Annotated in this window: 28 protein-coding genes; 14 read left to right on the top strand and 14 right to left on the bottom strand. The window is 39.5% G+C overall.

All coding sequences use genetic code 11. The features are described from left to right. Window positions 1–13 precede the first annotated feature (13 nt). From B0B05_RS07000 to B0B05_RS06970, 7 genes are all read left to right on the top strand, one after another. Window positions 14–898 (top strand): bifunctional 5,10-methylenetetrahydrofolate dehydrogenase/5,10-methenyltetrahydrofolate cyclohydrolase, encoded by an 885-nt coding sequence (locus tag B0B05_RS07000; protein ID WP_076782948.1) that lies wholly within the window; start codon window positions 14–16, stop codon window positions 896–898. Then, entirely contained in the window at window positions 891–1,523 is a 633-nt protein-coding gene (locus B0B05_RS06995; RefSeq protein WP_076782947.1) for a 7-carboxy-7-deazaguanine synthase QueE, read from the top strand. The genes B0B05_RS07000 and B0B05_RS06995 overlap by 8 nt, the downstream gene beginning before the upstream one ends. A 12-nt stretch (window positions 1,524–1,535) precedes the next feature. Beyond that, window positions 1,536–2,906, top strand: a complete 1,371-nt coding sequence (locus tag B0B05_RS06990; protein WP_076782946.1) for an exopolysaccharide biosynthesis polyprenyl glycosylphosphotransferase — start codon at window positions 1,536–1,538, stop codon at window positions 2,904–2,906. Window positions 2,907–2,935: 29 nt separating this feature from the next. Then, window positions 2,936–3,688 carry an MlaE family ABC transporter permease gene (locus tag B0B05_RS06985; protein WP_076782945.1) on the top strand — a complete coding sequence of 251 codons (753 nt, stop codon included), beginning with the start codon at window positions 2,936–2,938 and terminating at the stop codon, window positions 3,686–3,688. Further along, window positions 3,688–4,497, top strand: coding sequence for an ABC transporter ATP-binding protein (locus B0B05_RS06980; RefSeq protein ID WP_076782944.1), 810 nt, complete (start codon window positions 3,688–3,690; stop codon window positions 4,495–4,497). Before B0B05_RS06985 ends, B0B05_RS06980 begins: the two co-directional genes overlap by 1 nt. Next, a complete protein-coding gene (locus tag B0B05_RS06975) occupies window positions 4,484–5,107 on the top strand; it encodes an outer membrane beta-barrel protein (protein ID WP_076782943.1) in 624 nt (207 codons plus the stop codon). The genes B0B05_RS06980 and B0B05_RS06975 overlap by 14 nt, the downstream gene beginning before the upstream one ends. A gap of 217 nt (window positions 5,108–5,324) precedes the next feature. Next, window positions 5,325–6,170, top strand: coding sequence for an AraC family transcriptional regulator (locus B0B05_RS06970; RefSeq protein ID WP_076782942.1), 846 nt, complete (start codon window positions 5,325–5,327; stop codon window positions 6,168–6,170). Here B0B05_RS06970 and B0B05_RS06965 read toward each other — a convergent pair. From B0B05_RS06965 to B0B05_RS06950, 4 genes are all read right to left on the bottom strand, one after another. Beyond that, window positions 6,167–6,445, bottom strand: coding sequence for a hypothetical protein (locus B0B05_RS06965; RefSeq protein ID WP_076782941.1), 279 nt, complete (start codon window positions 6,443–6,445; stop codon window positions 6,167–6,169). The two genes, B0B05_RS06970 and B0B05_RS06965, sit on opposite strands and share 4 nt — an antisense overlap. 116 nt (window positions 6,446–6,561) lie before the next feature. Beyond that, window positions 6,562–7,365: a M48 family metallopeptidase gene (locus B0B05_RS06960; protein ID WP_076782940.1), complete on the bottom strand. Its 804-nt coding sequence runs from the start codon at window positions 7,363–7,365 to the stop codon at window positions 6,562–6,564. Window positions 7,366–7,415: 50 nt separating this feature from the next. Next, window positions 7,416–8,471: a thiamine-phosphate kinase gene (gene thiL, locus B0B05_RS06955; protein ID WP_076782939.1), complete on the bottom strand. Its 1,056-nt coding sequence runs from the start codon at window positions 8,469–8,471 to the stop codon at window positions 7,416–7,418. A gap of 80 nt (window positions 8,472–8,551) precedes the next feature. After that, on the bottom strand, window positions 8,552–9,046 hold the full coding sequence (locus B0B05_RS06950; protein WP_076782961.1) for an acyl-CoA thioesterase: 495 nt from the start codon (window positions 9,044–9,046) through the stop codon (window positions 8,552–8,554). 68 nt (window positions 9,047–9,114) lie between these two features. Between B0B05_RS06950 and B0B05_RS06945 the strand changes: the two genes are divergently transcribed. Continuing rightward, entirely contained in the window at window positions 9,115–10,329 is a 1,215-nt protein-coding gene (locus tag B0B05_RS06945) for a BaiN/RdsA family NAD(P)/FAD-dependent oxidoreductase (RefSeq protein ID WP_076782938.1), read from the top strand. A 41-nt stretch (window positions 10,330–10,370) separates the two neighbouring features. Continuing rightward, window positions 10,371–10,703 carry a bacteriophage spanin2 family protein gene (locus tag B0B05_RS06940; RefSeq protein ID WP_076782937.1) on the top strand — a complete coding sequence of 111 codons (333 nt, stop codon included), beginning with the start codon at window positions 10,371–10,373 and terminating at the stop codon, window positions 10,701–10,703. Here the strand turns inward: B0B05_RS06940 and B0B05_RS06935 are convergent. Together B0B05_RS06935 and B0B05_RS06930 are read right to left on the bottom strand one after the other, a co-directional pair. Continuing rightward, a complete protein-coding gene (locus B0B05_RS06935) occupies window positions 10,665–11,069 on the bottom strand; it encodes a ribosomal maturation YjgA family protein (protein ID WP_076782936.1) in 405 nt (134 codons plus the stop codon). The two genes, B0B05_RS06940 and B0B05_RS06935, sit on opposite strands and share 39 nt — an antisense overlap. Before the next feature lie 42 nt (window positions 11,070–11,111). After that, entirely contained in the window at window positions 11,112–11,507 is a 396-nt protein-coding gene (locus B0B05_RS06930) for a TlpA disulfide reductase family protein (protein ID WP_076782935.1), read from the bottom strand. A 63-nt stretch (window positions 11,508–11,570) separates the two neighbouring features. On the opposite strand from B0B05_RS06930, the gene B0B05_RS16565 reads away from it, so the two are divergent. Beyond that, window positions 11,571–11,747 (top strand): hypothetical protein, encoded by a 177-nt coding sequence (locus B0B05_RS16565; protein WP_159435844.1) that lies wholly within the window; start codon window positions 11,571–11,573, stop codon window positions 11,745–11,747. 2 nt (window positions 11,748–11,749) lie between these two features. Here the strand turns inward: B0B05_RS16565 and mutS are convergent, their stop codons facing one another. After that, window positions 11,750–14,305 (bottom strand): DNA mismatch repair protein MutS, encoded by a 2,556-nt coding sequence (gene mutS / locus B0B05_RS06925; RefSeq protein WP_076782934.1) that lies wholly within the window; start codon window positions 14,303–14,305, stop codon window positions 11,750–11,752. 206 nt (window positions 14,306–14,511) lie between these two features. Between mutS and B0B05_RS06920 the strand changes: the two genes are divergently transcribed. The 3 genes from B0B05_RS06920 to B0B05_RS06910 all read left to right on the top strand — a co-directional run bounded on the left by B0B05_RS06920 (window position 14,512) and on the right by B0B05_RS06910 (window position 17,527). Continuing rightward, window positions 14,512–15,024 carry a hypothetical protein gene (locus B0B05_RS06920; protein WP_076782933.1) on the top strand — a complete coding sequence of 171 codons (513 nt, stop codon included), beginning with the start codon at window positions 14,512–14,514 and terminating at the stop codon, window positions 15,022–15,024. A 105-nt stretch (window positions 15,025–15,129) separates the two neighbouring features. Further along, the gene (locus B0B05_RS06915) at window positions 15,130–15,459 is read left to right on the top strand and encodes a hypothetical protein (protein ID WP_143745964.1); all 330 of its coding nucleotides are present in this window, start codon (window positions 15,130–15,132) and stop codon (window positions 15,457–15,459) included. Between the two features lie 76 nt (window positions 15,460–15,535). Continuing rightward, a complete protein-coding gene (locus tag B0B05_RS06910; RefSeq protein WP_076782931.1) occupies window positions 15,536–17,527 on the top strand; it encodes a TonB-dependent receptor in 1,992 nt (663 codons plus the stop codon). Between the two features lie 34 nt (window positions 17,528–17,561). On the opposite strand, the gene B0B05_RS06905 is transcribed toward B0B05_RS06910, so the two are convergent. Next, window positions 17,562–18,776 carry a glycosyltransferase gene (locus B0B05_RS06905; protein WP_076782930.1) on the bottom strand — a complete coding sequence of 405 codons (1,215 nt, stop codon included), beginning with the start codon at window positions 18,774–18,776 and terminating at the stop codon, window positions 17,562–17,564. A 326-nt stretch (window positions 18,777–19,102) separates the two neighbouring features. On the opposite strand from B0B05_RS06905, the gene B0B05_RS06900 reads away from it, so the two are divergent. Continuing rightward, window positions 19,103–20,143, top strand: coding sequence for a GMP reductase (locus tag B0B05_RS06900; RefSeq protein WP_076782929.1), 1,041 nt, complete (start codon window positions 19,103–19,105; stop codon window positions 20,141–20,143). Between the two features lie 239 nt (window positions 20,144–20,382). Here B0B05_RS06900 and B0B05_RS06895 read toward each other — a convergent pair whose 3' ends face one another. The 6 genes from B0B05_RS06895 to B0B05_RS06870 all read right to left on the bottom strand — a co-directional run bounded on the left by B0B05_RS06895 (window position 20,383) and on the right by B0B05_RS06870 (window position 25,386). Then, the gene (locus B0B05_RS06895; protein WP_076782928.1) at window positions 20,383–20,958 is read right to left on the bottom strand and encodes a 5'-methylthioadenosine/S-adenosylhomocysteine nucleosidase family protein; all 576 of its coding nucleotides are present in this window, start codon (window positions 20,956–20,958) and stop codon (window positions 20,383–20,385) included. A 1-nt stretch (window position 20,959) separates the two neighbouring features. After that, window positions 20,960–21,553 carry a LutC/YkgG family protein gene (locus B0B05_RS06890; RefSeq protein WP_063969749.1) on the bottom strand — a complete coding sequence of 198 codons (594 nt, stop codon included), beginning with the start codon at window positions 21,551–21,553 and terminating at the stop codon, window positions 20,960–20,962. Then, window positions 21,546–22,931, bottom strand: coding sequence for a lactate utilization protein B (locus tag B0B05_RS06885; RefSeq protein ID WP_076782927.1), 1,386 nt, complete (start codon window positions 22,929–22,931; stop codon window positions 21,546–21,548). The genes B0B05_RS06890 and B0B05_RS06885 overlap by 8 nt, the downstream gene beginning before the upstream one ends. A gap of 12 nt (window positions 22,932–22,943) precedes the next feature. Continuing rightward, on the bottom strand, window positions 22,944–23,693 hold the full coding sequence (locus B0B05_RS06880; protein ID WP_076782926.1) for a (Fe-S)-binding protein: 750 nt from the start codon (window positions 23,691–23,693) through the stop codon (window positions 22,944–22,946). A 179-nt stretch (window positions 23,694–23,872) separates the two neighbouring features. Then, window positions 23,873–24,616 carry a 3-oxoacyl-[acyl-carrier-protein] reductase gene (gene fabG, locus B0B05_RS06875; protein ID WP_076782925.1) on the bottom strand — a complete coding sequence of 248 codons (744 nt, stop codon included), beginning with the start codon at window positions 24,614–24,616 and terminating at the stop codon, window positions 23,873–23,875. Between the two features lie 131 nt (window positions 24,617–24,747). Continuing rightward, window positions 24,748–25,386 carry an HdeD family acid-resistance protein gene (locus B0B05_RS06870; protein WP_076782924.1) on the bottom strand — a complete coding sequence of 213 codons (639 nt, stop codon included), beginning with the start codon at window positions 25,384–25,386 and terminating at the stop codon, window positions 24,748–24,750. Between the last annotated feature and the right edge of the window lie 11 nt (window positions 25,387–25,397).

Raw genomic sequence — 25,397 nt, 5'->3', positions numbered from 1 at the left:
AAAAAGAAAGAAAATGGCACAAATTCTAGATGGACTCAAAGTCTCAAAAGAAGTAAAAGCTGAAATCAAAGAAGAAGTTCAGAAAATCCTGGCCAATAAAAGACGTGCACCACATCTGGTGGCGATCCTGGTAGGAAACAACGGCGCAAGCAAGGCTTATGTCAACAGCAAAGTGAAAGATTGCGAAGAGGTGGGCTTTAGCTCGTCATTGATCAAATTTCCAAGCACGGTAGCAGAATCGGAATTGCTGGAAAAAATTGAGGAGCTCAACAGGTCAAAAGATGTGGACGGCTTCATCGTTCAGTTACCGTTACCCAAACAGATTGATCAGGAAAAGATCATTATGGCGATTGATCCGAGAAAAGATGTAGACGGTTTTCATCCTGAAAATTTCGGGAAAATGGCATTGGAAATGGATACTTTTTTGCCCGCTACCCCATTTGGGATTTTGACTTTATTGGAAAGATATAATATAGAAACAAAAGGTAAAAATTGTGTGATTATCGGCAGAAGCAGGATCGTTGGGAAACCGATGAGTATCCTGATGGGAAGAAAAGATTTCCCGGGAAACTCTACCGTAACGCTGACACACTCTTACACAGAACATATAGAAGAATATACAAAAGAAGCTGATATTGTGATAACAGCATTGGGAGACCCTTACTTTCTGAAAGCAGAGATGATAAAAGAAGGTGCCGTTATCATAGACGTCGGGATTACAAGAGTAGATGATGACTCTGAAAAAGGATATCATCTGGCAGGCGATGTAGATTTTGATAGCTGCGCAGAAAAAGCCAGTTGGATCACACCCGTGCCTGGCGGCGTGGGACCAATGACGAGAGCAATGCTGATGAAAAATACCATCATTGCCTATAAAACTTCGGTTTATAATGACTAAAGAACAAGAAGACTTATTATTAAAAGAAGGAAAAATGCTCCCGGTGATGGAGCATTTTTACACCATTCAGGGAGAGGGATTTCATGCTGGGAAAGCTGCTTACTTTATCCGCCTGGGCGGATGCGACGTAGGTTGCCATTGGTGCGATGTAAAGGAGAGCTGGGATCCAACCCTTCATCCGCTGATGGATGCTGTGGAAATAGCAGAAACTGCCGCAAAATACTGTAAAACAATCGTTTTAACAGGTGGGGAACCATTGATGTGGAATCTCGAAATCCTTACATCAAAACTAAAAGAATTAGGCTGCACCATCCATATAGAAACGTCGGGAGCTTACCCAATGAGTGGACAGCTGGACTGGATCACACTGTCACCCAAAAAGACCGGGCTTCCTTTGCAAGATATCTATCAGAAAGCCAGCGAATTAAAGGTTATTATTTTCAATAATAATGATTTTAAATTTGCACAGGAACAGGCAGAAAAGGTTTCAGAAACGTGCGAACTCTACCTCCAAAGCGAATGGAGCAAGCGCGACGCCAATTATCCTAAAATCACGGATTTTATATTGGAGCACCCAAGGTGGCGCTCTTCTATACAGACACATAAGTACCTGAATATCCCATAATTTGACCCGTCAATGCAGCAACTACGGTATTCTAGATATTTTAAGACTTTTGTGATTCTACTTGATATGATTCTGGTATCATCCGTCTTTGTGTTTTTATACTGGAGAAATTTTGAAGTTAAATATGACACGGACACGCTGGAGCAGAATATACTTTCGGTTGTGCTGCTCTCGTGCTTCTGGATTTTATTAAGTGGCAAAACCAGGCTCTATCATATCCCTCGAAATGTCACCTACACCATTTATCTGGAGAGAATCCTGATTCACATTTTTTTCTTTTTGTTAGGCGTTATTTTACTAGGCAAAGTCAGCAACAACGATTTTTTGAAAACAGAAAGATTTTATCTTGCACTCGCCATTGTACTGGTTATTATCCCGGTGAAATCTTTTATATTTTTCCTCTTAAAGTATTTGCGCTCTGTAGGAATCAATCACAGAAACGTGATGTTCATCGGGCAGAGCCCTTCTTCTAATGTACTGCAGGATATTATCCGCCAGAGAAAGGATTATGGTTACAAGATTTTTGATTATAATCATAGCTATTACGATTTTCAGGATCTTATCAAGTTTTGGAAAGGTAACGGAATTCATACCATATTTCTTCCATCAGAACATTGTCTCGATAAGGATTTTGAAAACGAACTGTTTCATCAGGCTGAAAAAAATAAGGTGAAAATTGCTTTGGTTCCTGATATTATACAGAATAATTTCTACGAGTACGAATTCAATTATGTAGAAACAGTTCCCATTCTCTCGCAGTCCAAATATCCACTGGATTTTTTTACAAACCATACGATAAAGAGGCTTTTTGATATTGTTTTCTCGTCCATAATTTTATTGTTTATTTGTTCCTGGCTTTTTCCGGTTATCGCATTTCTTATAAAGATAGATGATCCCAAAGGACACATTTTTTTTCGTCAGAAAAGGTATGGCTTTCACGATGAGGTTTTTGATTGTATCAAGTTTCGAACAATGAAAACCAATCAGGAATCTGCCAGCAAGACAACAGAAAAAAATGACAGCAGAATCACACGGATAGGCAGATTTTTGCGTAAAACAAGCCTGGATGAGATGCCACAGTTCATTAATGTATTTCTGGGTGATATGTCTGTTGTAGGCCCCAGGCCACACATGTTATTGGTAGATGATTACTACAAACCAAAAATCAGCAGATATAGCGTGAGAAGCATGGTAAAACCCGGCATTACGGGCCTCGCACAGGTTAATGGACTGAGGGGCGACGATGGCGATATGAATATCGGGATGAAGAAAAGAATCCTCGCTGATTCTTTTTATGTCAGGAACTGGAGTTTTAGTATGGATATTGTAATCATTCTTAAAACCATCTATCTTACAGTAACAGGAGATAAAAAAGCACATTGATATTATAATAAAAGAATTAATTTAGCCGAATGTTAAAGAAACTATTTACAGCCATTGGTGAGTATTTTTTGCTCTTGGGCAAGGTGCTCAGCAAACCGCAGAAAAGGAATGTCTATCTCAAGCTACTGGTAAGAGAGTTTTATGATTTGGGAGTCAATTCTTTTGGGCTTGTACTTTTCACTTCGTTCTTTGTGGGTGCTGTGGTAGCCATTCAGATGTATAACAACTTCAGCGCATCCTCCTTCCCTATTCCCAACAGCTTTATTGGATATGCCACCAAGGTGGTTTTGATCCTTGAGTTTTCACCCACCATCATTTCTGTAATCCTTGCAGGGAAAGTGGGATCTTATATTGCATCCAGCATTGGAACCATGCGGGTTACAGAACAGATAGATGCCTTGGATATCATGGGAGTTAATTCACCAAATTTTTTGATTTTTCCAAAAATTATTGCCAGCGTGATCTTTAATCCTTTATTAATTGCAATCAGTATTGTAGTTGGTATCTGGGGCGGTTATATCGCAGGTATGGCAACAGGTAACTGGACCAAGGCAGATTATATCACCGGAATCCAAATGTACATGCCTTCGTACTTTATATGGTATGCGTTTCTCAAAACTGCTGTTTTTGCTTTTTTAATTGCAACAATTCCTGCCTATTTTGGTTATAACGTAAAAGGTGGATCACTGGAAGTAGGAAGAGCAAGCACACAGGCCGTTGTTTGGACCATGATCGCTGTTATTATCGTAGATTTATTATTAACCCAAATGTTATTAAGCTAATGATAGAGGTAAAGGATTTAAGAAAAAGTTTTGATAACGTTGAGGTTCTCAAAGGGATTACGACAACATTTGAGACAGGCAAGGTCAACCTGATAATCGGGCAAAGCGGCTCTGGCAAAACGGTCTTCCTAAAGTGTCTTCTTAATGTTTATGAACCGTCCAGTGGCGGCATTTTGTTTGACGGAAGGGATATTATGTCCATGTCCCGAGAGGATAAACAGTCCTTGCGTTCAGAGATTGGAACGGTCTTCCAGGGAAGCGCGCTGTTCGACTCTATGACAGTGGAAGAAAATATAAGTTTCCCACTGGATATGTTTACCAATCTTACCTATCGTGAGAAGAAAAGAAAAGTTTTGGAAGTTATAGGCCGCGTCAATCTGCAGAATGCCAATAAAAAATTCCCGTCAGAGATCTCCGGCGGTATGCAGAAAAGGGTTGCCATTGCGAGAGCTATCGTTAATAATCCAAAATATCTTTTCTGTGATGAGCCCAATTCTGGATTAGACCCTTATACCTCCAATGTTATTGATGACCTGCTCATGGAAATCACCAAAGAGTATAACACCACCACCATAATTAACACCCACGATATGAACTCTGTAATGACAATTGGGGAAAAGATTCTTTACCTGCGATTAGGAGTCAAGGAATGGGAAGGTAACAAAGATATATTGGCGACTGCAAAAAATAAAAATCTATTAGATTTCGTTTATTCATCAGAGCTCTTCAAGCAACTGCGAGAGTTTATGCTGGAGAACGACCAGACAAGTTTAACACATAATAAACCCGAAAATAATGAAATTGAGTAAAAAATTAATTAGTACACTGGCTATATTCCTAGGAATAATGGCCTATTCGCAAGTGACGGTAGGATTGAGAGCCAATGCGCTTTTCAACACATCTTCTGCAAGCTGGGAAGAATTAAAGGGAACATTCAATAACGCTATAGACAGCAAAGGAGATAATACTTCTGGATTCAATGCGGGTTTGGCCTTTAAAATTGGATCGCCGATAGGAGGCTGGTTTGTAATGCCCGAAATTTACTACACCAATTTCAAGAGTAAGAATACCATAGAAGGTGTAGAAGTAGAGGCAAAAAGTGACAGATTAGACATCCCTGTAATGGTAGGCCACAATTTTTTATTAGGAAAACTAGCTGCTTTTGTGGGGCCCGTAGCATCTTATAACCTAAGCGCAAATAAAAATAAAAATACATTTGTAGAAGACGCAAAAAACGAATTTACTGTGGGTTACCAGTTTGGTGCACAGGCAACGCTTTCGAAATTTGTTGTAAACGCAAGATACGAAGGTGCTTTTTCTAAGGATACAAGAATTTTCAAATCTGTGGCAGGGCAGGAAATCAGATATGACAATAGACCAAGTATGTTTATCCTGGGTATTGGATATAATTTTAACTAAAGGATTAAATCCATAAAAAAAGAATGCTGGAAAATTATTTTCTGGCATTCTTTATATATAGACCTTAAAAATTTACAAAAACGATCTTCGTGAGAACAACATTTTTGTATTACAAAGATAAATGCTGCCTGTTACCTGTCATACAACTTAATAAATCAAAAACATAACGATATTAATGTAAATTATTTATTTTTGTTTTGAATTAATATTAACCTGAATGAAAGTTATTCTTGAACATATCCAGCCGGACGACAACAGCTCTTTTAAAGTTCTCCATATCAAGGGTGTGCCGATCTCTGAGCTCAACTGGCAATACCATTATCATTCTGAGATCGAGATTGTATGTGTAAAAACCGGTAAGGGCACCCGGCATGTTGGATACCACAAGAGCCATTTTGAAGATGGCGCATTAGCTTTAATTGGTTCCAACATTCCACATTCTGGCTTCGGCCTTAATGCAACAGATCCTCACGAGGAGATTGTTATCCAGTTCAAAGAAGAGATCCTGTCTCTCCCGGAAAACGAATCCGACACTGCGGCTATCAGAAAACTGCTGGAAATATCAAGATATGGTGTCCTTTTTTCATCTAAGGTAAAGCAAGATATCATTCCCAAATTAGAAATCCTGAGTCAAGCAGAAGGCTACAAACGGTATCTTTTGCTATTGGACATATTATTTGAGCTGTCAAAAACCACCGATTTTGAACTCATGAACACCGAGGTAATGCCTTACACCATCGTTTCCAGAAACCGTACAAGGCTGGAAGCCGTTTTTACATACGTGGAAAATGGCTACCAGAATGAGCTTGACATCATGCAGGCTGCAGAATTAGCCAATCTTACCAAGCCCGCATTTTGTAATTTTTTTAAAAAGGCCACCTCTATTACCTTTGTAGAATTTGTGAACCGTTACCGTATAGACAAAGCCTGCATCCTGTTGTCCCAAGAAAAAAGCATAGCAGAAAGCTGCTATGCCACGGGTTTTAATAATATAACTTATTTCAACAAGATTTTTAAAAAATATACCAAGACAACGCCCGGACAGTTTGTGAAAAATCTTTAGAAATTAGTACTGCTATCTGCTATATTATTTTCAGCTTTCTGTTTCTCAAGTTCAGCTTTTTCTTTTTGCAATTGTTTATAATCCTGACGAATTTTGGCTTCTTTCACCGCATTTCCTTTGCTTACGTAGCCCACGAGCCCACCAATGATTAATCCAATCCCAATGCCGGATAAAGCACCATATATTACACGAAGATCTATCGCCATATCATTGAGATAAAACAATAGTGCGCCAAGGCCCAATAAGATCAATCCGATTACAACTAAACTTTTCATATTAGATATTTATTTTTTTCCTAACTCATATAAATCGCCATAATTACTAAATCCACATTACTGACGAAAATCAAGGCGATTTTATAGTTTTAAATTTAATTCTAATTTACGGAATATTACAATTTTCCGCCAGCTGCTTTATAATACTGTAGCGCTTTGGGCATATCGGCATTTAGGTCTGCAATCCTGTTTTGCGGGTTGGGGTGAGTAGATAAAAATTCCGGAGTTTTACTGCCTGTAGAAGCAGCTTCCATTCTTTGCCAGAAAGATATTGCATTGCGAGGATCATATCCAGCCATAGCCATCAGGTAAAGTCCCATTTCGTCCGCCTCAGATTCCTGTTTTCTGCCGTAAGCCAAAAGTCCGACTTGTGCAGTAACAGGATACAACCTTTCAAAAATGCCCGCCCACTGGCTGTTGGATACCGCTCCGCCTAAAAGGCTGCCCCCATACTGAGCAATCATTGCTTGTGAAATCCGCTCATTACCGTGCCCTGCCAACGCATGCGAAACCTCATGCCCCATAACGACTGCTATGCCATTATCATCTTTACAGACCGGTAAAATCCCCGTGTAGAAGGCTACTTTACCTCCTGGCATACACCAGGCATTCAGCTGGCTGTCCTGGATGAGGTTAAACTCCCAATTATATCCGGAAAGCGCTGATTCACGGCCAATACTCTTATAGTAGGCATAAGCCGCATTCTTGATTCTGGCGCCTACATTTTTTACCCGATTGGCATCTGTTCCTGTAACTATTTTAGCACTGGCTAAGGTAGATTTGTATTCAGCAGCTGCTGCGGTCGCAATCTCAGAATTATTGGCAAACTGGATAGATGAGCGCCCTGTGATGGGATTGGTAACGCAAGCTGTAACACCAAGTGCAGCAATCAGCAGTGCAGAGGTTTTTAAAATTTTCATCGATTAAATTTTTTATATCAAAATGTGTTTTACAAGTTTTATTCCAAATGTCAATCCTTATTAAGGAAAGCATCCCAGCCTTGTGCCGTCAATGGGATCAACTGATTGGATCCTCTGGCAATGAGGAAATTACCTTGTGCAGCCTCTGTGGCGTGTCCAATAATTGTAAAGTCCGGATGATTCTTAATTTTATCAAAATCCGAAGGTGAAACCGTAAACAGCAGCTCATAATCTTCGCCACCGTTAAGGGCCGCCATGGCAGGATTAAGATTCAATTCATCAGCAGTCGAGATCGAAGTCTCATCCATCGGGATTTTTTCTTCGTAAATATTAAACCCTACTTTTGACTGATCCGAAAGATGCAGTACTTCCGAAGCCAAGCCGTCAGATATATCAATCATAGAAGTTGGTATAACATCCAGCTCTTCAAGTTTTTTCTTAATGTCCGTTCTTGCTTCTGGTTTCAGCTGTCTTTCCAGGATGTAATCATAACCTTCCATCTCCGGCTGCATATTGGGATTAGCAAGATAAACAGAATGTTCTCTTTCCAATATTTGCAGACCTAAATAAGCACCGCCAAGATCGCCAGTCACCACCAAAAGATCATTAGGTTTAGCGCCGCTTCTTTTAACTAATTTTGCATCATCTGCCAGGCCAATCGCGGTAACGCTAATGACCAATCCGGCGTTGGAACTGGTTGTGTCTCCGCCAACTAAGTCAACTTTGTATCTGTTGCAGGCCAAAGCAATTCCTGAATAAATCTCTTCCAGAGCTTCTACCGGGAAACGATTAGAAACAGCCACTGAAACAAGAATCTGAGTTGGCGTAGCATTCATCGCAGCAATATCACTCAGATTTACAACAACCGCCTTGTAACCCAAATGTTTCAGAGGAACGTATCCGAGATTGAAGTGGATTCCTTCTGCCAGCATATCTGTAGAGACCACAACTTTTTGGTTTTCAGCATCTATAACTGCTGCATCATCACCTATAGAAAGCTTTGTAGAACTCTGAACAATGGGGAAATTCTCCGTCAGATGTTTGATTAATCCAAATTCTCCGAGCTTGGAAATGGGTGTCAGTTCTTGTGATTTATCTTCTAGCATAATTTAATTAATGATAATTGATTGATAATGATTGATTAATGACAAACGAAAAAAATCTTTATGCGATTATCATTAATCATTTATTTAAATATGTCCGAATTAATATTCTCTGGTCGGAAAGGCAAGGTTTTGAGATATTCTTTAGAAATGGTTTGTACGCTTTCTGATTTAAACGAGTTCATCACCTCCATAATATCTTCTGGCGGAGCTGTGGTTTTTCTCAGCATCATATCAATCCATACGCCTGTAGCCTCTGCTGTTGCACAATGCGTACCATCCGGCAGATAAAATTTGTGAACAAACTGATAGATAGAACCATCTTCTGATAAAGCCGAAACTTCTAATCCTACAAAAACAGTTTGATCTGCATAGATCTCCTTAAAGAAGGAATAACGCTCGTGCAGCATCACAGGACCCACGCCCCAACGGTTTAGCTGGGTAAGCCCGATTTTGTTTTTGTTAAGAAAGGCCATTCTGGTTTGTGAGCAGTAGTCGACATAAGTAGAGTTACCGAGGTGACGGTTGGCATCAATATCGCTCCACCGAACTTCAAATTTATGGTAATATACAGACATTGTTTTGATTTTAATATTCTTCAAAAATAACCATTTGGGGTGGATATTAAAAATGTAATTTTGCATTAATGAATTCTCCAAAAAAGAAAATAATTATTGTAGGCGGCGGCGCTGCTGGTTTTTTTGCTGCTGCTAATCTGGACGAAAAAAAGTTTGATGTAACCATCCTGGAACAAAATTCAGACGTTTTGCAGAAAGTGAAAATCTCCGGAGGCGGCAGATGCAATGTTTCACACGCCTGTTTCGATCCCAAAGAACTTGTCAACTTTTACCCACGAGGCCATCGTGAACTATTGAGTGTCTTCACAAAATTCCAGCCTGGCGATACGATGGAATGGTTTGAATCCAGAGATGTTCCCCTGAAAATAGAAAAAGACAACCGCATTTTCCCGGAAACTGATTCTTCTCAAAGCATTATCAATTGCCTGCTGGGCGAAGTTCAGAAAAAGGGATTCGCAATCAAAACACAGAGTAATGTACAGGATATCCACTACGAAAACAATTATTACTTTATTAAAACAAAATCAGATAGTTACAAAGCCGATATCATACTATACACTACAGGAAGTTCACCAAAATCCCTCAAACTGATTCAACAACTTGGGCATAAGATTGTAGAACCTGTTCCTTCATTATTTACATTTAACATCAAGGATGACCTGTTGAAAGATTTGCCCGGGACGAGTTTTGAAAATGCCGAAATCAGAATCCCAAATCTTAAAACTGAAGAATCCGGCCCGCTTCTTATTACACATTGGGGGCTTTCCGGCCCGGCTGTTCTCAAACTCTCTGCCTGGGAAGCGCGAAATCTGGCCAAAATCAAGTATAACTTTGAGATCGAAGTTAATTTTATCTCAGTTCCGCTTTCTGATGCAGAAGAAGATCTTAAAAATTTCAAAAATCAAAATCCTAAAAAATCGATCGGGCAGTCCAAAATCTTCGATATAACCAATCGTTTTTGGAATAAAATACTGGAAGTCAGCAACATTAATCCTGAGAAACAGATTGCCAATCTTTCGGGAAAAGAACTAAGCCTGATTCTGGATAATCTTTGCAGGAAAAAACTGACCGTAAGTGGGAAATCAACTTTTAAAGACGAATTTGTTACCGCAGGAGGCGTGGATCTTAAAGAAATTAATTTTAAAAATATGTCTTCAAAAATATTACCGAACTTTTACGTTTCTGGTGAAGTTCTTGATATAGATGCTATTACCGGAGGGTTTAACTTCCAGGCTTGTTGGAGTGAAGCGTGGCTGATTTCACAACACCTCAATTCACTCTAATCAAAAAATTAGACTAAATTTGAACTTTAATTATGACGATAATGAAATATTCTAAGAACTGTCTCCGATTGTTGCCATTGCTGGTATTTTTTCTGCTGGTATCCTGCAAAACAACTGTTGTTACACCAGAAAAACCATTGTATGACAACACGCTGGAACTTTACAAAACTTATACAGTCCAAACCAATGATGCCAAAGTGCAAAACTTGAAGGTTCTGAAGGTAGATTCTGCTAAAATCTACGGGGAAACAAAAGCCGGGGAAAAAATTGAAATTGAAAGGTCTGACGTGAGGGAAATCAAAAAACCTAATGTCCTTGGCTCTGTTATTATTGGATTAGTTGCGGTGGCTGCTGTTGTTTTTATCCCTATCTAATCTGCTCATAAAGATAAGAATGGCACACCCGGCAGCATAGCTGGCAATATCCAGCCAACTAAAAGAATTGCCAAGTATGGTCATCATTACAGGATTATCCTGAAAACCCAACAATTCTGCAAAATGGAAATACTGCAGGCATTCTATCATACAAGACCATATAAAAATTCCGGTAATTAATTTTATCGGATTTATTTTTATAAATGCGCGCACAAAAAAGTAAAGCAGCATAACCACCAAAACATCGCCAAGATAAGCTCTTACAAAAAAGATATTTTTGAGCTTTGTGGCAATCAGAACTTCTGTCAGGAAAATCAGAATCGCGATCAGAAAATTTTTGTAGTTGAATTTTAAAGTTTTTTTCAAAACATGATTTTATAAAGCATAACAAAAAAATCGAGGTAAATATTACCTCGGTTTTCCCCCTTCCCAATCTTTCTGGAATCTCGGGATCCACGTATTCATCCTTTTTATATCATCCAAAATCAAAACTTCTGCTGTCAGGTTTTTGTTTTTGATAAAGTTAATCACTTTCTGTTTGTCTCTTGCCATATCAAGCGACACCAACAGCATTTTGAAATCCGGATTTCTCGAAAATCTGTTATTAATTTCGATGAAATGAGGCAATTCTTTCACACACGGCACACAGGTTGTTGCCCAGAAATTAACGACTAAGAATTTATCTTTTTCCTGAGCGATGCGTTTTTCCAAGTCTTCATATTTTACCAATGATACTTCCGTTTGAAGTTGTGCATTGATGAAAAAAGGAAAAACTAATAAGAGAAATTTTACTAAAATCTTCATACTGAATGGGAAGCTTTTTCGGTTTGATTTTTGAGAATATAATCTTAACCAAATCCTATTATTATGAAAAAGTTATTATTAATCGCCGTGTTATCCATTGTTTCCACAAGTTGTATCCCGGATAAAGGGAAAATTGATAAAGACAAAAAAAGCCGCAGCGCAGACAGTATTAGAAATGATGGCGTAGATTCGGCCGCAGCTAACTCTCAAAACAACACAGCGGATACCATCTCAAGATAGGATTATTTACCAATCATCTTTTTTATCGCATTCAGCTTCATAAGCGCCTCGATTGGCGTAAGGGTGTTGATGTCTATTTTGGTCAGTTCTTCACGGATATTTTCCAAAACAGGATCATCTAATTGGAAAAACGAAAGCTGAAGATTCTCTTCGGTGACTCTTTTTATTTTTTCTCCTGAATCATGAGTCGTTCGGCTGGACTCCAATGTTTTCAGAATCTCATTGGCACGATTGACAACTTTTGATGGCATCCCTGCCAGCTTCGCCACGTGGATACCGAAGCTGTGCTCACTGCCGCCGGAAATCAATTTTCTGAGGAAGATAATATTGCCCTTTGCTTCCTGGATTGAAACGTGAAAATTCTTGATTCTCTCGAAGTTCACAGACATCTCGTTCAACTCGTGGTAATGCGTTGCGAACAAGGTTTTCGGTTGTGTTGGATGTTGATGAAGATATTCTGCAATAGCCCAGGCAATGGAAACACCGTCGTAAGTGGAAGTCCCACGACCGATCTCATCCAGTAAAATCAAGCTTCTGTCCGAGATATTATTAAGGATATTTGCCGCTTCATTCATTTCCACCATAAAAGTCGATTCGCCGGCCGACAGATTATCCGTTGCGCCAACTCTTGTGAAGATCTTGTCCAATGTCCCGATCTCTGCGTGTTTCGCAGGGACAAAACTCCCGATCTGCGCCAGTAAAGAAATGATCGCTGTTTGTCTCAGGATGGCGGATTTACCGGCCATATTCGGTCCGGTAACCATAATGATCTGTTGAGAATCCCTGTCAAGAAAAACATCATTCGGGATATAAGATTCGCCTAGCGGTAAAGATTTTTCTATGATTGGATGTCGTCCTTCCTGGATGTCTATTGAGAAAGAATCATTCAGAATAGGTTTTGTGTAATTGTCTTCAACCGATAAATCTGACAAACCAACAGCGCAATCCAATTCACCGATCAGTTTAGAATTTTCCTGTAACTGGTCAATATAAATCAAAACATTTTCACAGACATTCCTGTAAAGTTCTAATTCCAATTTTCCAATTTTTTCTTCAGCTCCAAGAATTTGATTTTCGTATTCTTTCAGTTCTTCGGTAATGTATCGTTCGGCATTTACCAAAGTCTGTTTTCTGATCCAATCTTCAGGAACTTTGTCTTTATGAGTATTTCGGACCTCGATATAATATCCGAAAACTCCGTTGAAATCAATTTTCAGACTTGTGATCCCTGTTCTTTCGATTTCGCGCTGGCACATTTCGTCCAAGAAACCACGGCCTTTGCTTTGGAGGTTTCTCAAATGGTCGAGCTCTTCCGAGATTCCTTCTTTGATGACATTCCCTTTGCTGATGTTCACGGGAAGCTCATCATTCAGATGATTGTTGATAAAATCTATTAATTCCTCCAGATTAATAAAAGGATCAATCCAGGCCAGCACATCCGGAAATTTCAGGAGTTTTTTTCTGATCTCATTGATATTAATAATACTTTGACGGAGATAACCTAATTCTTTCGGTGAGATTTTTTCGGCAGCCAATTTCCCTATCAAACGATCCAGATCCGAAATGCCTTTTAGCAGATCTTTGATCTCAAATTTCAGAAATTCTTCTTTGTTCAGGAATTCAATCAGGTTGAGTCTTCTGTTGATGTCGCCAATATTTTTTAAAGGTAGGATCAATCGTCTTCTCAACAATCTTCCGCCCATTGGTGTAGATGTTTTATCGATGATATCAAGAAGGGATTTCCCCTGATGATTGGCAGAATAAACAATTTCCAGATTCCTGAGCGTGAAGTTATCCATCATCAAAAAATCATCCTGCGGAATAACCTGAATTTTTGTAATATGCTGTAAAAGTGAATGATGTGTATCTTCTACCAAGTAGGCGAAAATAGCTCCGGCTGCGGTAATCCCCAGTTGAAAATCCTCAATCCCAAAACCTTTCAAAGATTGTGTTTTGAAGTGAGAAGTCAGTTTTTCATAAGCATAAGCATAGCGAAATGCCCAGTCCTCCAACTTAAAAACATTTTTATTTCTGAGCTGGTTCGGGATTTCTGAAGTTCTCTGATAGATAATTTCACTCGGATCAAAAGTATGAACAATGTGAAGTAATTTTTCAAGATTGCCTTCACTCACGAGAAATTCTCCGGTAGAAACATCAACTAATGCCATACCGTACTTTTCTTTTTCTTTATGCAGTGACAGCAGGAAATTATTCTTCTTAGATGATAAAACCTGATCGTTAAACGTTACTCCGGGCGTTACCAATTCTGTAACACCACGTTTTACAATTCCTTTAACCGATTTTGGGTCTTCCAGCTGATCACAGATGGCAACCCGCATTCCTGCTCTTACCAATTTTGGCAGGTAAGAATCTACAGAATGATGCGGAAATCCGGCTAACTCGATATGGCCTTCGCCGTTGGCTCTTTTGGTGAGAACAATCCCAAGGATCTGCGAAGTTTTTATCGCATCCTGACCAAAAGTCTCGTAGAAATCTCCCACACGGAACAGCAACAGCGCATCAGGATATTTTGCCTTGATGGTGTTATATTGCGTCATTAACGGAGTCTCTTTCTTAGCCAATTCTCGTAATTTTTTTGAAGCGCTAAAGTACAAAATTAATTCAGAGAATATAAGTTTGATAAAAACCAAAAGACCTGGTTTTTAAATTTTTTACAAGACCAATAAAGTATTAAGAGCCTTCAAAAATTAGAATGCGACCAAAGAAAATTAAAAATAATACGTTTAATTCTTAAATTTGGCTAATGAAAAAATATTTTTACCTTTTTATTGTATCATTTTCTCTAATGAACTGTTATACTTACAAAACCATTGCAGAGAAGAAGGATGTGAAAACCCAAAGCAGTAATGAAGCACCGGTTATGCCGGCTAATGCTGCAGAAGAAAAAATGACGGCTGTTTCTCGAGCCAAATTATCAGCGGTTCAGGCGCAGAGTCTGCAGAAAACGAAAATAGGTAAAAGTAAAGAGAACAATGCCAATCCAACACCTTCAACAATCGAAGAAAAGCTGGAAGCTAATAAATATTTTAAAATCGAAGTTGGAGGCAGGCCATATAAGATACAGGTTGACAAATGGGAGAACGACACGTTGGTGGCACATGTTATCCACCATCCCAAAAGACAGCTAAAATTTCACAAGAACCAAATCAACCAACAAACGATTGCTGAAAGGAGATTCTCTCAGCGGACAGCAGATATTATAACGGTTGTGGCCTATGCCGGGATTGGTTTAGGAATTTGGGCACTGGTCAAATAACGTTGCTTTTTGCAGAACAAATTAATGATATAATTCACGTTTTACAGCGAGGGAGAAAGCATTACTTTTGCATGGTTGAAGAAGGTTATTATCATTTTTTTATCAGTGTTCGTATTCTTAGCGGGTTTTCAAAAGTCGCTGATCTTTCTTGATTATCAGATGAACCGTCATTTTTACGAGTCACACTGCGTCAACAAGAACAAACCGGAACTGAGTTGCCATGGCAAATGCCAGTCAGCCAAAGAAAGAGAAAAACAAAATTCTGATCTTAATGAAGCCCGTCTTGGTTTTGAAATTTACCTGATTAATGACTGTGATTTTGTTTTCAATGCGTCACAATGCTTTTCAGTAAAATTAACCGCCATATTCTCAAGCTACAGTCTGGAACCAACAACAGGTTTTGCTGCGTCTTTTCCACATCCTCCGCAAGTTTAGCTCCTCAATCCTATTTTTTTGATTTTACCTGCTTTGACTATCTGGTCATGGCCTAAATAACTTTTTTAAAATTTTTATGAGAGCTAAACTTGCACAACTTCTCTTTTTGGGAGCAGCGACTATACTTTACGCCCAAAAAGACACCATTTACCATCCTATAGAACGTGTTATTATAAACACCGCTTTTTCGGCAAAAAAAACACAAATCCATACCCAATCCACAGACTGGCTTAATCATGATGCCGGGAAATTTTTAACCGAAACTACAGAATTCTCCGGTATTAGAAAATCTGGGAACTATGCTTCTGATCCGGTTTTCAGAGGTTTCAAATACGAGCAGCTGAACATTATTGCAGATGGCGCACAAAATGCGGTACAAGCCTGCCCAAGCCGGATGGACGCTCCGGTTTCCCAAATCAATATGAACCAAATTGAAAAAGTCGAGATTTACAAAGGTCCTTACTTTTTCAGATTTGGTTCTTCGATCGGGGCAACGGCAAACTTTGTGAGTTTCAAACCGGAATTTTCGGACGGTTTTAAGGCTAGCGGAAGACTGTCAACATCTTATGAAAGTAATGGCAGTATTTCCCGTAACGAAGCGACGCTTAACCTGAGATCGAAAAACATCATTTCACAATTCTCCGGTGCCTATCAAAAAGGTGAGGATTATAAAGACGGCGCGGGAAATGCTGTCCCGGCCATGTTTAAACGCTATAACTTTGGTTATAAAACCATTTACAGATGGAGCCAGGATCATTATACAAGCCTGCAAGCCAATACCAATCAGGGCAGGGATACAGATTTCCCTGCTTTATCAATGAAATTGCTGTATGACAAAACCTGGATGTTTCAGCTGATGCATCATTCGGAGTTTCATCATTCTTTGCTTAAGGAATTTAACTTTAATGCCTATTCATCAGCGGTACATCATTCTATGGGGACAGAGAACGGTTCTATGGTTTCGGATGTTTCTTCCGGAACCTACGGACTGAGAAGCGAATTGAAGATGATGTCCGGGAAACATCAGTTTTATACAGGCCTTGACTACAAAAATGAAAGAGCAAAAAATACCTCGCTTACAATGGCTATGGCAATGCCAATGATGCGGGACGGAACAAGTTGGCAGGATTCGGGGATTTTCCAACTAGGCTGGTTTAACGAATATCAATATTCATTGAGACAATCTAGATTAAAGCTCTCTTACAGAATGGATTATAATAATTCTGACGCATCTGAAACAGCCGCTTTATTCAGCCAGCTTTATGGTAAAATGAATGCGCAGCAACTCAATCATAATATCAGTGCAGGTTTTGAAAAAATTATTGACAGCCATTCACAAATTTCGTTTTGGTTAGGAAGGGCTCAGCGAAGTGCGGGGCTTACGGAACGTTTTATCAACAAGTTTCCTGTAGGAAATGACAATTACGAATATATAGGAAATCCTCTCCTGAAACCGGAAACTAATAATCAGGCAGACCTCATCTATACCATGCAACTGGCTTCAGCATTCTATTTCCAGATGGATGTATTCTATTCTTTGATGCAAAATTACATTTCTGCGGTGGTGAGAAACGACATCAAACCAACATCGATGTCATCGCCCGGAGTAAGACAGTTTCAAAACATTGGCAAAGCTTACAGGACAGGTTTTGAAAGCCAGATTAAGTGGCATATTTCTGATATTTTTCATTCCGAAGCGGCGGCAGCTTATACTTATGCAGAAGACATGGCGAACAAAAACCCATTACCGGAAATCGCGCCTGTGGATGTGCGGTGGAAACTTGCAGCAGAAACTGAACATTTTTTCGCAAGCATCAATTACCGATTTGCCGGGAGGCAAAAGCGGATAAATCCTAATTTTGCGGAAACAGAAACACCAGATTTTTCTCTTTTTGACTTGCACTTCGGCTATAAAATATTTCGTGGAGGACACTTTGGCCTGGATATCAACAATCTTTTTAACCGAAATTATACCGAATATCTTAACCGAACATTATATGCTAATAAAATGCAGAGAATTATGATGCCTGGCAGAAACGTCGGGGTTTCGTACTCTTATGATTTTTAGGCTGATTTTAAAATAAGCTGTCTTTTCAGGCAGCTTATTCCAATATATCCCTTTTATTTTTTTCCTCAATCCATCGGCTCATATATTTTACAGAGTTGAGCTGATGGTGTTGCAGGATTTGCCCCATAAAATTTTCTGTACGATGGTTTCCCAGATTATTTTCGATTTTCAAAACCTTATCCCAAAAATCTATGACGTAACTATTTTTATCAAAAACTTCTTCTAAAATCCGAAAAGCATTCGCGTTGGCCCAGTTCCAAACTGTTTTGTTTTGGTACAATTCAATCGATTTTTGTATAAATTTCTCGTCAGAATCCTCGATAAAGCCATTCCAGGGTAGATCTTTGTGCATGGCTTCTGCGCCTACAGAACTCGTCACATTGGGCAAACCAAACTTCATACTTTCCCAAAGTTTACCCTTCAAGCCTGCACCAAAAGGAATTGGAGCCAGCAACACTTTATACTGATTAAAAATATTTTCAATCGATCCTGCCCTACCCTTTACGATAAAACCTTCTTTCTCGTTATGCAGCTGAAAAACCTTCTCCCTAGCATAAGCACCATAAATATGAAGTTCAGCTTGAGGAAGATCTTTTCTAATATTTTTCCAGATGGATTTCAGTTTGAGAACGGTTTGCCAATTCGGTTCGTGGAGGAAGTTCCCTAAACTTACAAAATGTTGCCTGTCTTCAAACGGCGTTTTATTTTTTTCGGTTTTTTCGGTTAAAAAAGGAATATAAAACAGGATGTCAGAATTAATTTTAAACTTTTCAGTAAGAAGCCGATATTCAAATTCAGAAATGATCAGAGACAGATCACATCGCAGAATAGAAGCTATTTCTCTTTTGAAAATATCATTTATAAAGTCCCAATCCCTGACTTCCCTTTTCTCAACAAAAGCCTTCCGCCTTGCCTCTCTCAGAAAATGCAGATCCTCTGTATCCAAAATTTTGAGCGCCTGCGGACAGTTTTCAGAAACGCGCCAACCAAACTGCTCTTCGGTCACATAGCGGTCAAAAAGGACTATGTCGGGATTCAGGCTTTTGATTTTCTCGTCAAAACTATTGTTGTTAATCTCAATTTTATGGATCTCAATTTTTTCCGAAAATTCGATATTGTTAGAAGTCGTCAGAAAACTAATTTGATAACCGGCTTCAGTAAAAAGCTGAATGAGTTGCATCATCCTTTGCCCCGCAGCTGTAGAAGCTGGCTCCGGGATCACGAGACCTATAATGACAAGATGTTTCACAAAGGCAAAAATAGAGAATCTTAATTGATTTATTTTATTATTGAGACGTTTCCAGAGTTTTGAACTGTGAAGGTTTTTTTACATCGAATGGCGTGCTGTCCGACTTATCTCAACCTATTTTTTATTTTTAATTTGAATCAATGAACCACTCCGTAAGATTTGAGCGGACACTTCGAGAGCCTCAGTGTTACATAGCGGGAGCCCTTCGACAAGCTCAGGCTAACTACAGGCGGCGGATAAAGCCCCTGAAAATAATACTTTGGATTACCTGAAAAAGCAATATAAATTCTATTCTTTTTTGGGAAAATTTATACTAATTTTGACCTATGCGAATAGAAAACGAAATCAAATTAGGCTTTAAAGATGTGATGTTTCGTCCGAAGCGTTCAACACTCAAATCCCGTTCAGAAGTAACAATAGAAAGAGAATTCACTTTTCTTCATACCAAGAAAAAATGGAGCGGCGTTCCGCTGATTGCTGCCAATATGGACACTGTCGGCACTTTCGAAATGGCGGAAGCACTTTACAAAGAAAAAATCATTACGGCTGTTCATAAACACTATTCTGTACAGGAATGGACTGATTTTCTGAAAGATAAAAGCGATGACTTCTACCAATACATCGCACTGAGCACAGGAACCGGAAAAGCTGACGAACAAAAAATCAAAACGATTCTGGATGCCAATCCAAAGATTCAGTTTTTATGTATTGATGTGGCAAATGGTTATTCTGAACATTTTGTTGAGTTTGTGAAAAAAGCTCGTCAAAATTTCCCGGATAAAATCATCATGGCAGGAAATGTAGTAACGGGCGAAATGGTAGAAGAATTGATTTTGGCGGGTGCGGATATCATCAAAGTGGGAATTGGGCCGGGTTCGGTTTGTACGACCCGTGTGAAAACCGGCGTTGGTTATCCTCAACTTTCCGCGATTATAGAATGTGCGGATGCAGCGCACGGCCTTGGCGGACAGATCATTGGTGACGGCGGTTGCAAAGTTCCTGGAGATGTTGCCAAAGCTTTTGGCGGCGGCTCAGATTTCGTAATGTTGGGAGGAATGTTTGCCGGACACGATGAAAGCGGCGGAGAACTAATCACAGAAAACGGAAAAACCTTCCGATTATTCTACGGAATGAGCTCTCAAACTGCAATGGATAAACATTCCGGTGGTGTTGCAGAATATCGTGCTTCCGAAGGAAAAACCGTGAAAGTTCCTTACAAAGGTCCTGTTTCGGAAACTGTAAAAGATATTTTGGGCGGCGTTCGTTCTACCTGTACTTATGTTGGTGCATCAAAGTTGAAAGAACTTTCTAAGCGAACAACTTTTATCCGAGTTCAGGAACAAGAGAATCAGGTTTTTAACGGATAATATTTGAATTGCCTTTGATATAAAATATAGAAGTCATCATTTAATTACCTATTGAAAAATATAATGTTCTCGCTGATGAGGCAGATTTTACAGATTTAAATTTCAGCATCTGCATAATCCGAATAATCTGCGAGAATTAAAAATGATCAGAATTCCTTTTAATAAAGAATATTTGGTGATATGAAAATATCTTATGACCTCTAAAAATGATATAAAAAACCAGCCGAATTGGCTGGTTTTTATGTTAAACCCTGCAATGCTTGACTTAATGCCTTCGACGCTTTTTTCACTTCCTGAGTCCAATCATCAGCAGCATTGTCATCGGCACCGTCAGAGATATATTTGAGGCACAGAAAATCGATTTGTTCCTGCTCGGCGACTTTCGCAAGTGCAAAGGCTTCCATATCAATAACGTTGTATTCGGGGTTATTATGTTCCATTTCGAATTGGTCGCCGGAACCGCAGATCCCGTTCAGGAGATGGCTTGTTTTAATTCCATATTCCAAAAGAATTGGTTCATCAGAAAATGGCGTCTCAAATTTCTTAAAACCCAATGCTCTTACATCCATATCCCGCTGGATAAAACGGTTACAGTTAACAATACTTCCTCTGTCAAAAACTGTACTTCCTGCTGTTCCCAAATTGATTATGAGATCTGGCTTAGATTTTTGAATGGCTTTTACAAGATGATAAGTCGCTTTAATTTTTCCTACACCAACAAACAATTTATTAAAACTCTCAAATTCTTTTCCGGCTTCTGATTCCAGAGCAAAAACCAAAAGGATGTTGCTGTAAAGCTTTCCGTTAATTGTCATTTTAGGGCACAGGTTTTTTCAGAAAGAACAAAGTCAATGTCCGTGCGCCCTGTGCACCGTGTACCAAAACGGCGCTGATGTCCGCTGTTGCAGATGGCCCCATCACAAAACAGCCATAATGTGAGTGTGGAAAATCTACTCTTTTGTAGGCGGTATGCATATTTTCGGTCAAATCTTCAGGATCCAGCAAAACAGCGAGGTGTTGAGATAAATAACCTAATGAATTGGTAACCAGAGATTTTTCGGTGACCCAGACCATTCCCATCTCCGCCACACCAAACTCTGCACGGAAAATACCCAAATCCACATCATTAAGATCCGCGGGCTTTTGCACGTGTATATCTTTATTCCCTCTCCATTCAGGCGTTGCAGAGCAAGTGACCTTAGCATCAGGAAGCTTTTTTCGCATAATTTCCTGCGCTTCTTCTACCGATGCGACATCATAAAAATCGACGGCAGCAATTTTGGCGTTAATTTCAAAAACAGCTTTAAGATCTGTCCCTGGCTTTTTATAATCCGGGATGGCGGGATAATCCACTTTTTCGCGGTTAGCAAGATTGGTTCTTACCGAACTCAGTAATTCTTCTTTAGTCATTGTTTTTTCGGTTTTTTTTGTACCAGTCTCTGAAGGTTTCTTTTTTCACGTCAGGCAATTCACGGTCTTCTACCCAAGGATCCAACGTGCTGTTTTCCAATAGAGATTTTGGGAGAATATTCAGCATATTGTAAGTGGTCTTTTCCATCATTTTAAAAGCAGTTGCACTGCCCAGCATTCTGTCAGCAGCAGCAAATGCCAGCCTTCTGCCAAAAGGTGTTTTCTTTTTCTCCATCATCACTTTTCGCCACTCGATAATCTGGTCCGAAATATTAATATGAACGGGGCAGATCTCTGTACAGGAGCCGCAAAGCGATGAATGGAAAGGTAATTCTGAATAGGTATCTTCATCAAAAGTAGGATCCAGAATAATCCCAATCGGGCCGGAATAAGTAGCACCATAAGACAATCCGCCACTCCTTCTGTACACCGGGCAGGTATTCATACAGGCACCACAACGGATACATTTGAGAGAATGCCAGAATTTGTCCATAGACAATCGTTTGCTCCTACCATTATCTGTGAGTACAATGTGCATCTCAGATCCTTCTCTTGGGCCTGAAAAATGAGAAGTATACTGCGTTGCCGGCGTCCCTAAAGCACTGCGGGAAAGTAGTCTGATAAAAACACCCAGATCTTCTACCTTCGGCAGGATCTTTTCTATACCAATACTGGCAATATGAAGCGGCGGAATGCTTGCGGTAAGATCGGCATTACCTTCATTAGTACAAACTACAAAAGTACCGGTTTCGGCAACGGCAAAATTAGCGCCTGTCATCCCGGCATCTGCCACCAAAAATTTGGGCCGGGCATTGTTCCTCATTGCTTCTGCGAGAGAATGCGGATCATCATCGTTGGGATCCGTACCAATTTTATCTGCAAATAGTTTGGCAATATCTTCCGTTGTTTTTTGGATGGCAGGCATTACAATATGACTTGGGCGCTCGTCCGATAGCTGCTGGATTCGCTCACCCAGATCAGTCTCCAGGACATCAATTCCTCTTTCTTCAAGAAAAGGTGTCATCCCGCATTCTTCCTGCAGCATCGATTTGCTTTTGATGATGCGCTTTGCGCCGTGAGAATTCAAAATATCAAAAACAATAGCATTATGTTCATCGGCATCTTTTGCAAAATGAACTGTAATACCGTTTTCCTCTGCTTTTGTTGCAAACTGGTCTATGTAGTGATCCAGATGCGTCAGCGCATGTTCCTTAATTTGTGAAGCCAGATTCCTAAGCTCTTCCCATTCCGGGATCTCAGAGGATACTTTACCACGCTTGATAATTGTATTATAAAGATTCTTGTCGTGTTGAGCCTCGTGAACATCATCCTGCTTGATGAACTTGCGGGCGTTATCTTCTACGTTTACTTTTCCCATTGTTTGTGATTTTTAGAATGGTCCGTTATTCAAAACCTGAGCAATATGTACAAATTTGAGGTCTGATTTTTCTCTTTTGGCAATGCCTTCCTGATGCATCAGGCAAGACATATCCGGCGAAACTACATATTCTACTTTATGCCTTGTGTAATCAGCAACTTTGTCCTGCCCCATCTTGGCACTTACCGCTTCATCGGTTACACAAAACGTTCCACCAAAGCCACAGCATTCTTGTGGCCTGTCAATCGTTTCTACTTTAACTCCTGACACCTTCTTTAACAGATCTTCGGTTTTATTAAAGTAAGGTTCCTGCCACTCAAAACGGGATGCAATGTGTAAGCCGCGGATAGAACTGCAGGAATTATGGATAGCCACCGTATGCTGGAAATCTGCCCAAGGGAATTCTTCTATCTTGAGAACATCGTGTAAAAACTCTACTAATTCTATGGTTTTGTGACGGATTTCTGTAACAGTTTCGGTTTGAGGAATTGCATCCATATGGAGCTTGACGTGCTTGACACAACTCCCTGCCGGCCCAACGATATAATCAAAATTCAAATCCTTAAAATTTTCACAAAACTGAGTTTCTGTCCTTATAGAATGTTTCTGATCGCCCTCATTGGCCATAGGCTGTCCACAACAAGTCTGCTGCAAAGGTACTGTGACCTCTACGCCCAATCGCTCCAAAAGCTCAAGTGTGGCAATACCGACTTTGGGGTAAATCAGATCTATATAACAGGGGATAAAGAGTGCTACTTTCATTACAAAATTTTATAGAAACTCTAAATTAGCACTATTTCTTCTTTTCCTGATTATGCTTAGGATGAAAAAAGCCTATACGAGAGGTTATTTATATTGAGTAAAAATAATTTACCTGGCATTAAGTCAATAAAAAAGACTTTTGAAATCAAAAGTCTTTTTTCACTGAATATTAAATTCTATTATGTCAGCATTCCGCCGTCAACATTCAGAACCTGTCCGGTGATGTACGACGACATTTCGCTACCGAGGAAAACGCAGGCATTAGCCACGTCTTCCGGCTGTCCACCCCGTTTCAACGGGATACCATCTCTCCATCCCTGTACGGTTTTCTCATCAAGGGCGGCCGTCATTTCGGTTTCTATAAAACCTGGTGCCACGGCATTGCAACGGATATTTCTGGATCCTAATTCTAATGCAATCGACTTAGAAAAACCAATAACACCAGCTTTAGAAGCCGCATAATTGGCCTGCCCGGCATTCCCTTTCACCCCAACGACAGAAGTCATATTGATAATTGAGCCCGATTTGGCCTTCATCATTGGCTTGATAACCGCTTTGGTCAGGTTAAAAACAGAATCCAAATTAACTTTGATAATCGTATCCCAATCGTCTTTGGACATTCTTAACATCAGATTATCTCTGGTAATCCCGGCATTGTTTACCAGAATATCAATCGTCCCAAACTCTGCCAATACATCTTCTACCAGCTTTTGGGCAGCATCATAATCCGACGCATCGGACTGATAGCCTTTGATTTCTGTAATATTACTTAATTCTGATTCTAATGCTTTTGCTTTGTCTACAGAACCGGCGTAGGTGAATGCTATTTTTGCGCCTTCTTTGGCAAAAACTTCTGCAATACCTTTCCCGATACCTCTTGTTGCGCCTGTAATGATGGCAACTTTACCTTGTAATAATCCCATTTGAAATGTTAGATAAATTAATCTTTAAAAGGCAAATATAAGAAATCGCCATGATTTGGAAACCAATCACCCATGAAGAGGCGATTGTGCATGACTTCAGAAAAAAATATAAATATGCCTATGAAAAAGTTTTATTTATTAAGTTCATTATGATATTCATTTTTAAGTGATTCAATTTTGTCTTTCAACTCTTTGCTGATTTTGTTTGGATAGTTTTTCAGTTTTTTGAGATTGAATGCAAGAATTATTGCAGAGATACCTGAAAAAATAAATGCCACAGCTGTTATAACAACCAGAGAAATTCCGGCTAAAACAGGATTAAGAATAAGAATAACAGACCCGATAAGGCCAATAAAACTGATCAGCGCCAGATTCCCCCACTGCAAAACTCCATAGCTTTTGAGATCAAAGGCAAAACCAATCCCCTGTACAGAACGGAACATTAATGAAAATCCAACAAAATAGGGCAAAGCAACAAATGCCACCTGCGGCTGAAAAAATAATATAATCCCTACAAAAAGATCCAGCAAAGCACCTACCAGATACCAGCCCCAATTGTCCAGATTATCCTTGTTTTGTATTGCAAACACAAGTTCCATAATCCCAAAAACCAAAAATGACGCACTGAAAAACAGTACCAGAGACAGGTAAGTGGCTTGTGGAATGCTAAACATGTACAATCCCATAATCACGAGTAAAATACCTACAATTAAAGGTAAATACCAATGTTTAACTGTGTTTTTGATAGTTTTAAAAAATGTTGTTCCCATAATAATATTTA

Source organism: Epilithonimonas bovis DSM 19482, from assembly GCF_900108115.1.
GTDB classification, from domain to species: Bacteria; Bacteroidota; Bacteroidia; order Flavobacteriales; family Weeksellaceae; genus Epilithonimonas; species Epilithonimonas bovis.
Note: the sequence above shows the minus strand (reverse complement) of the source record. Positions and strands in the feature narration are given on the sequence as shown.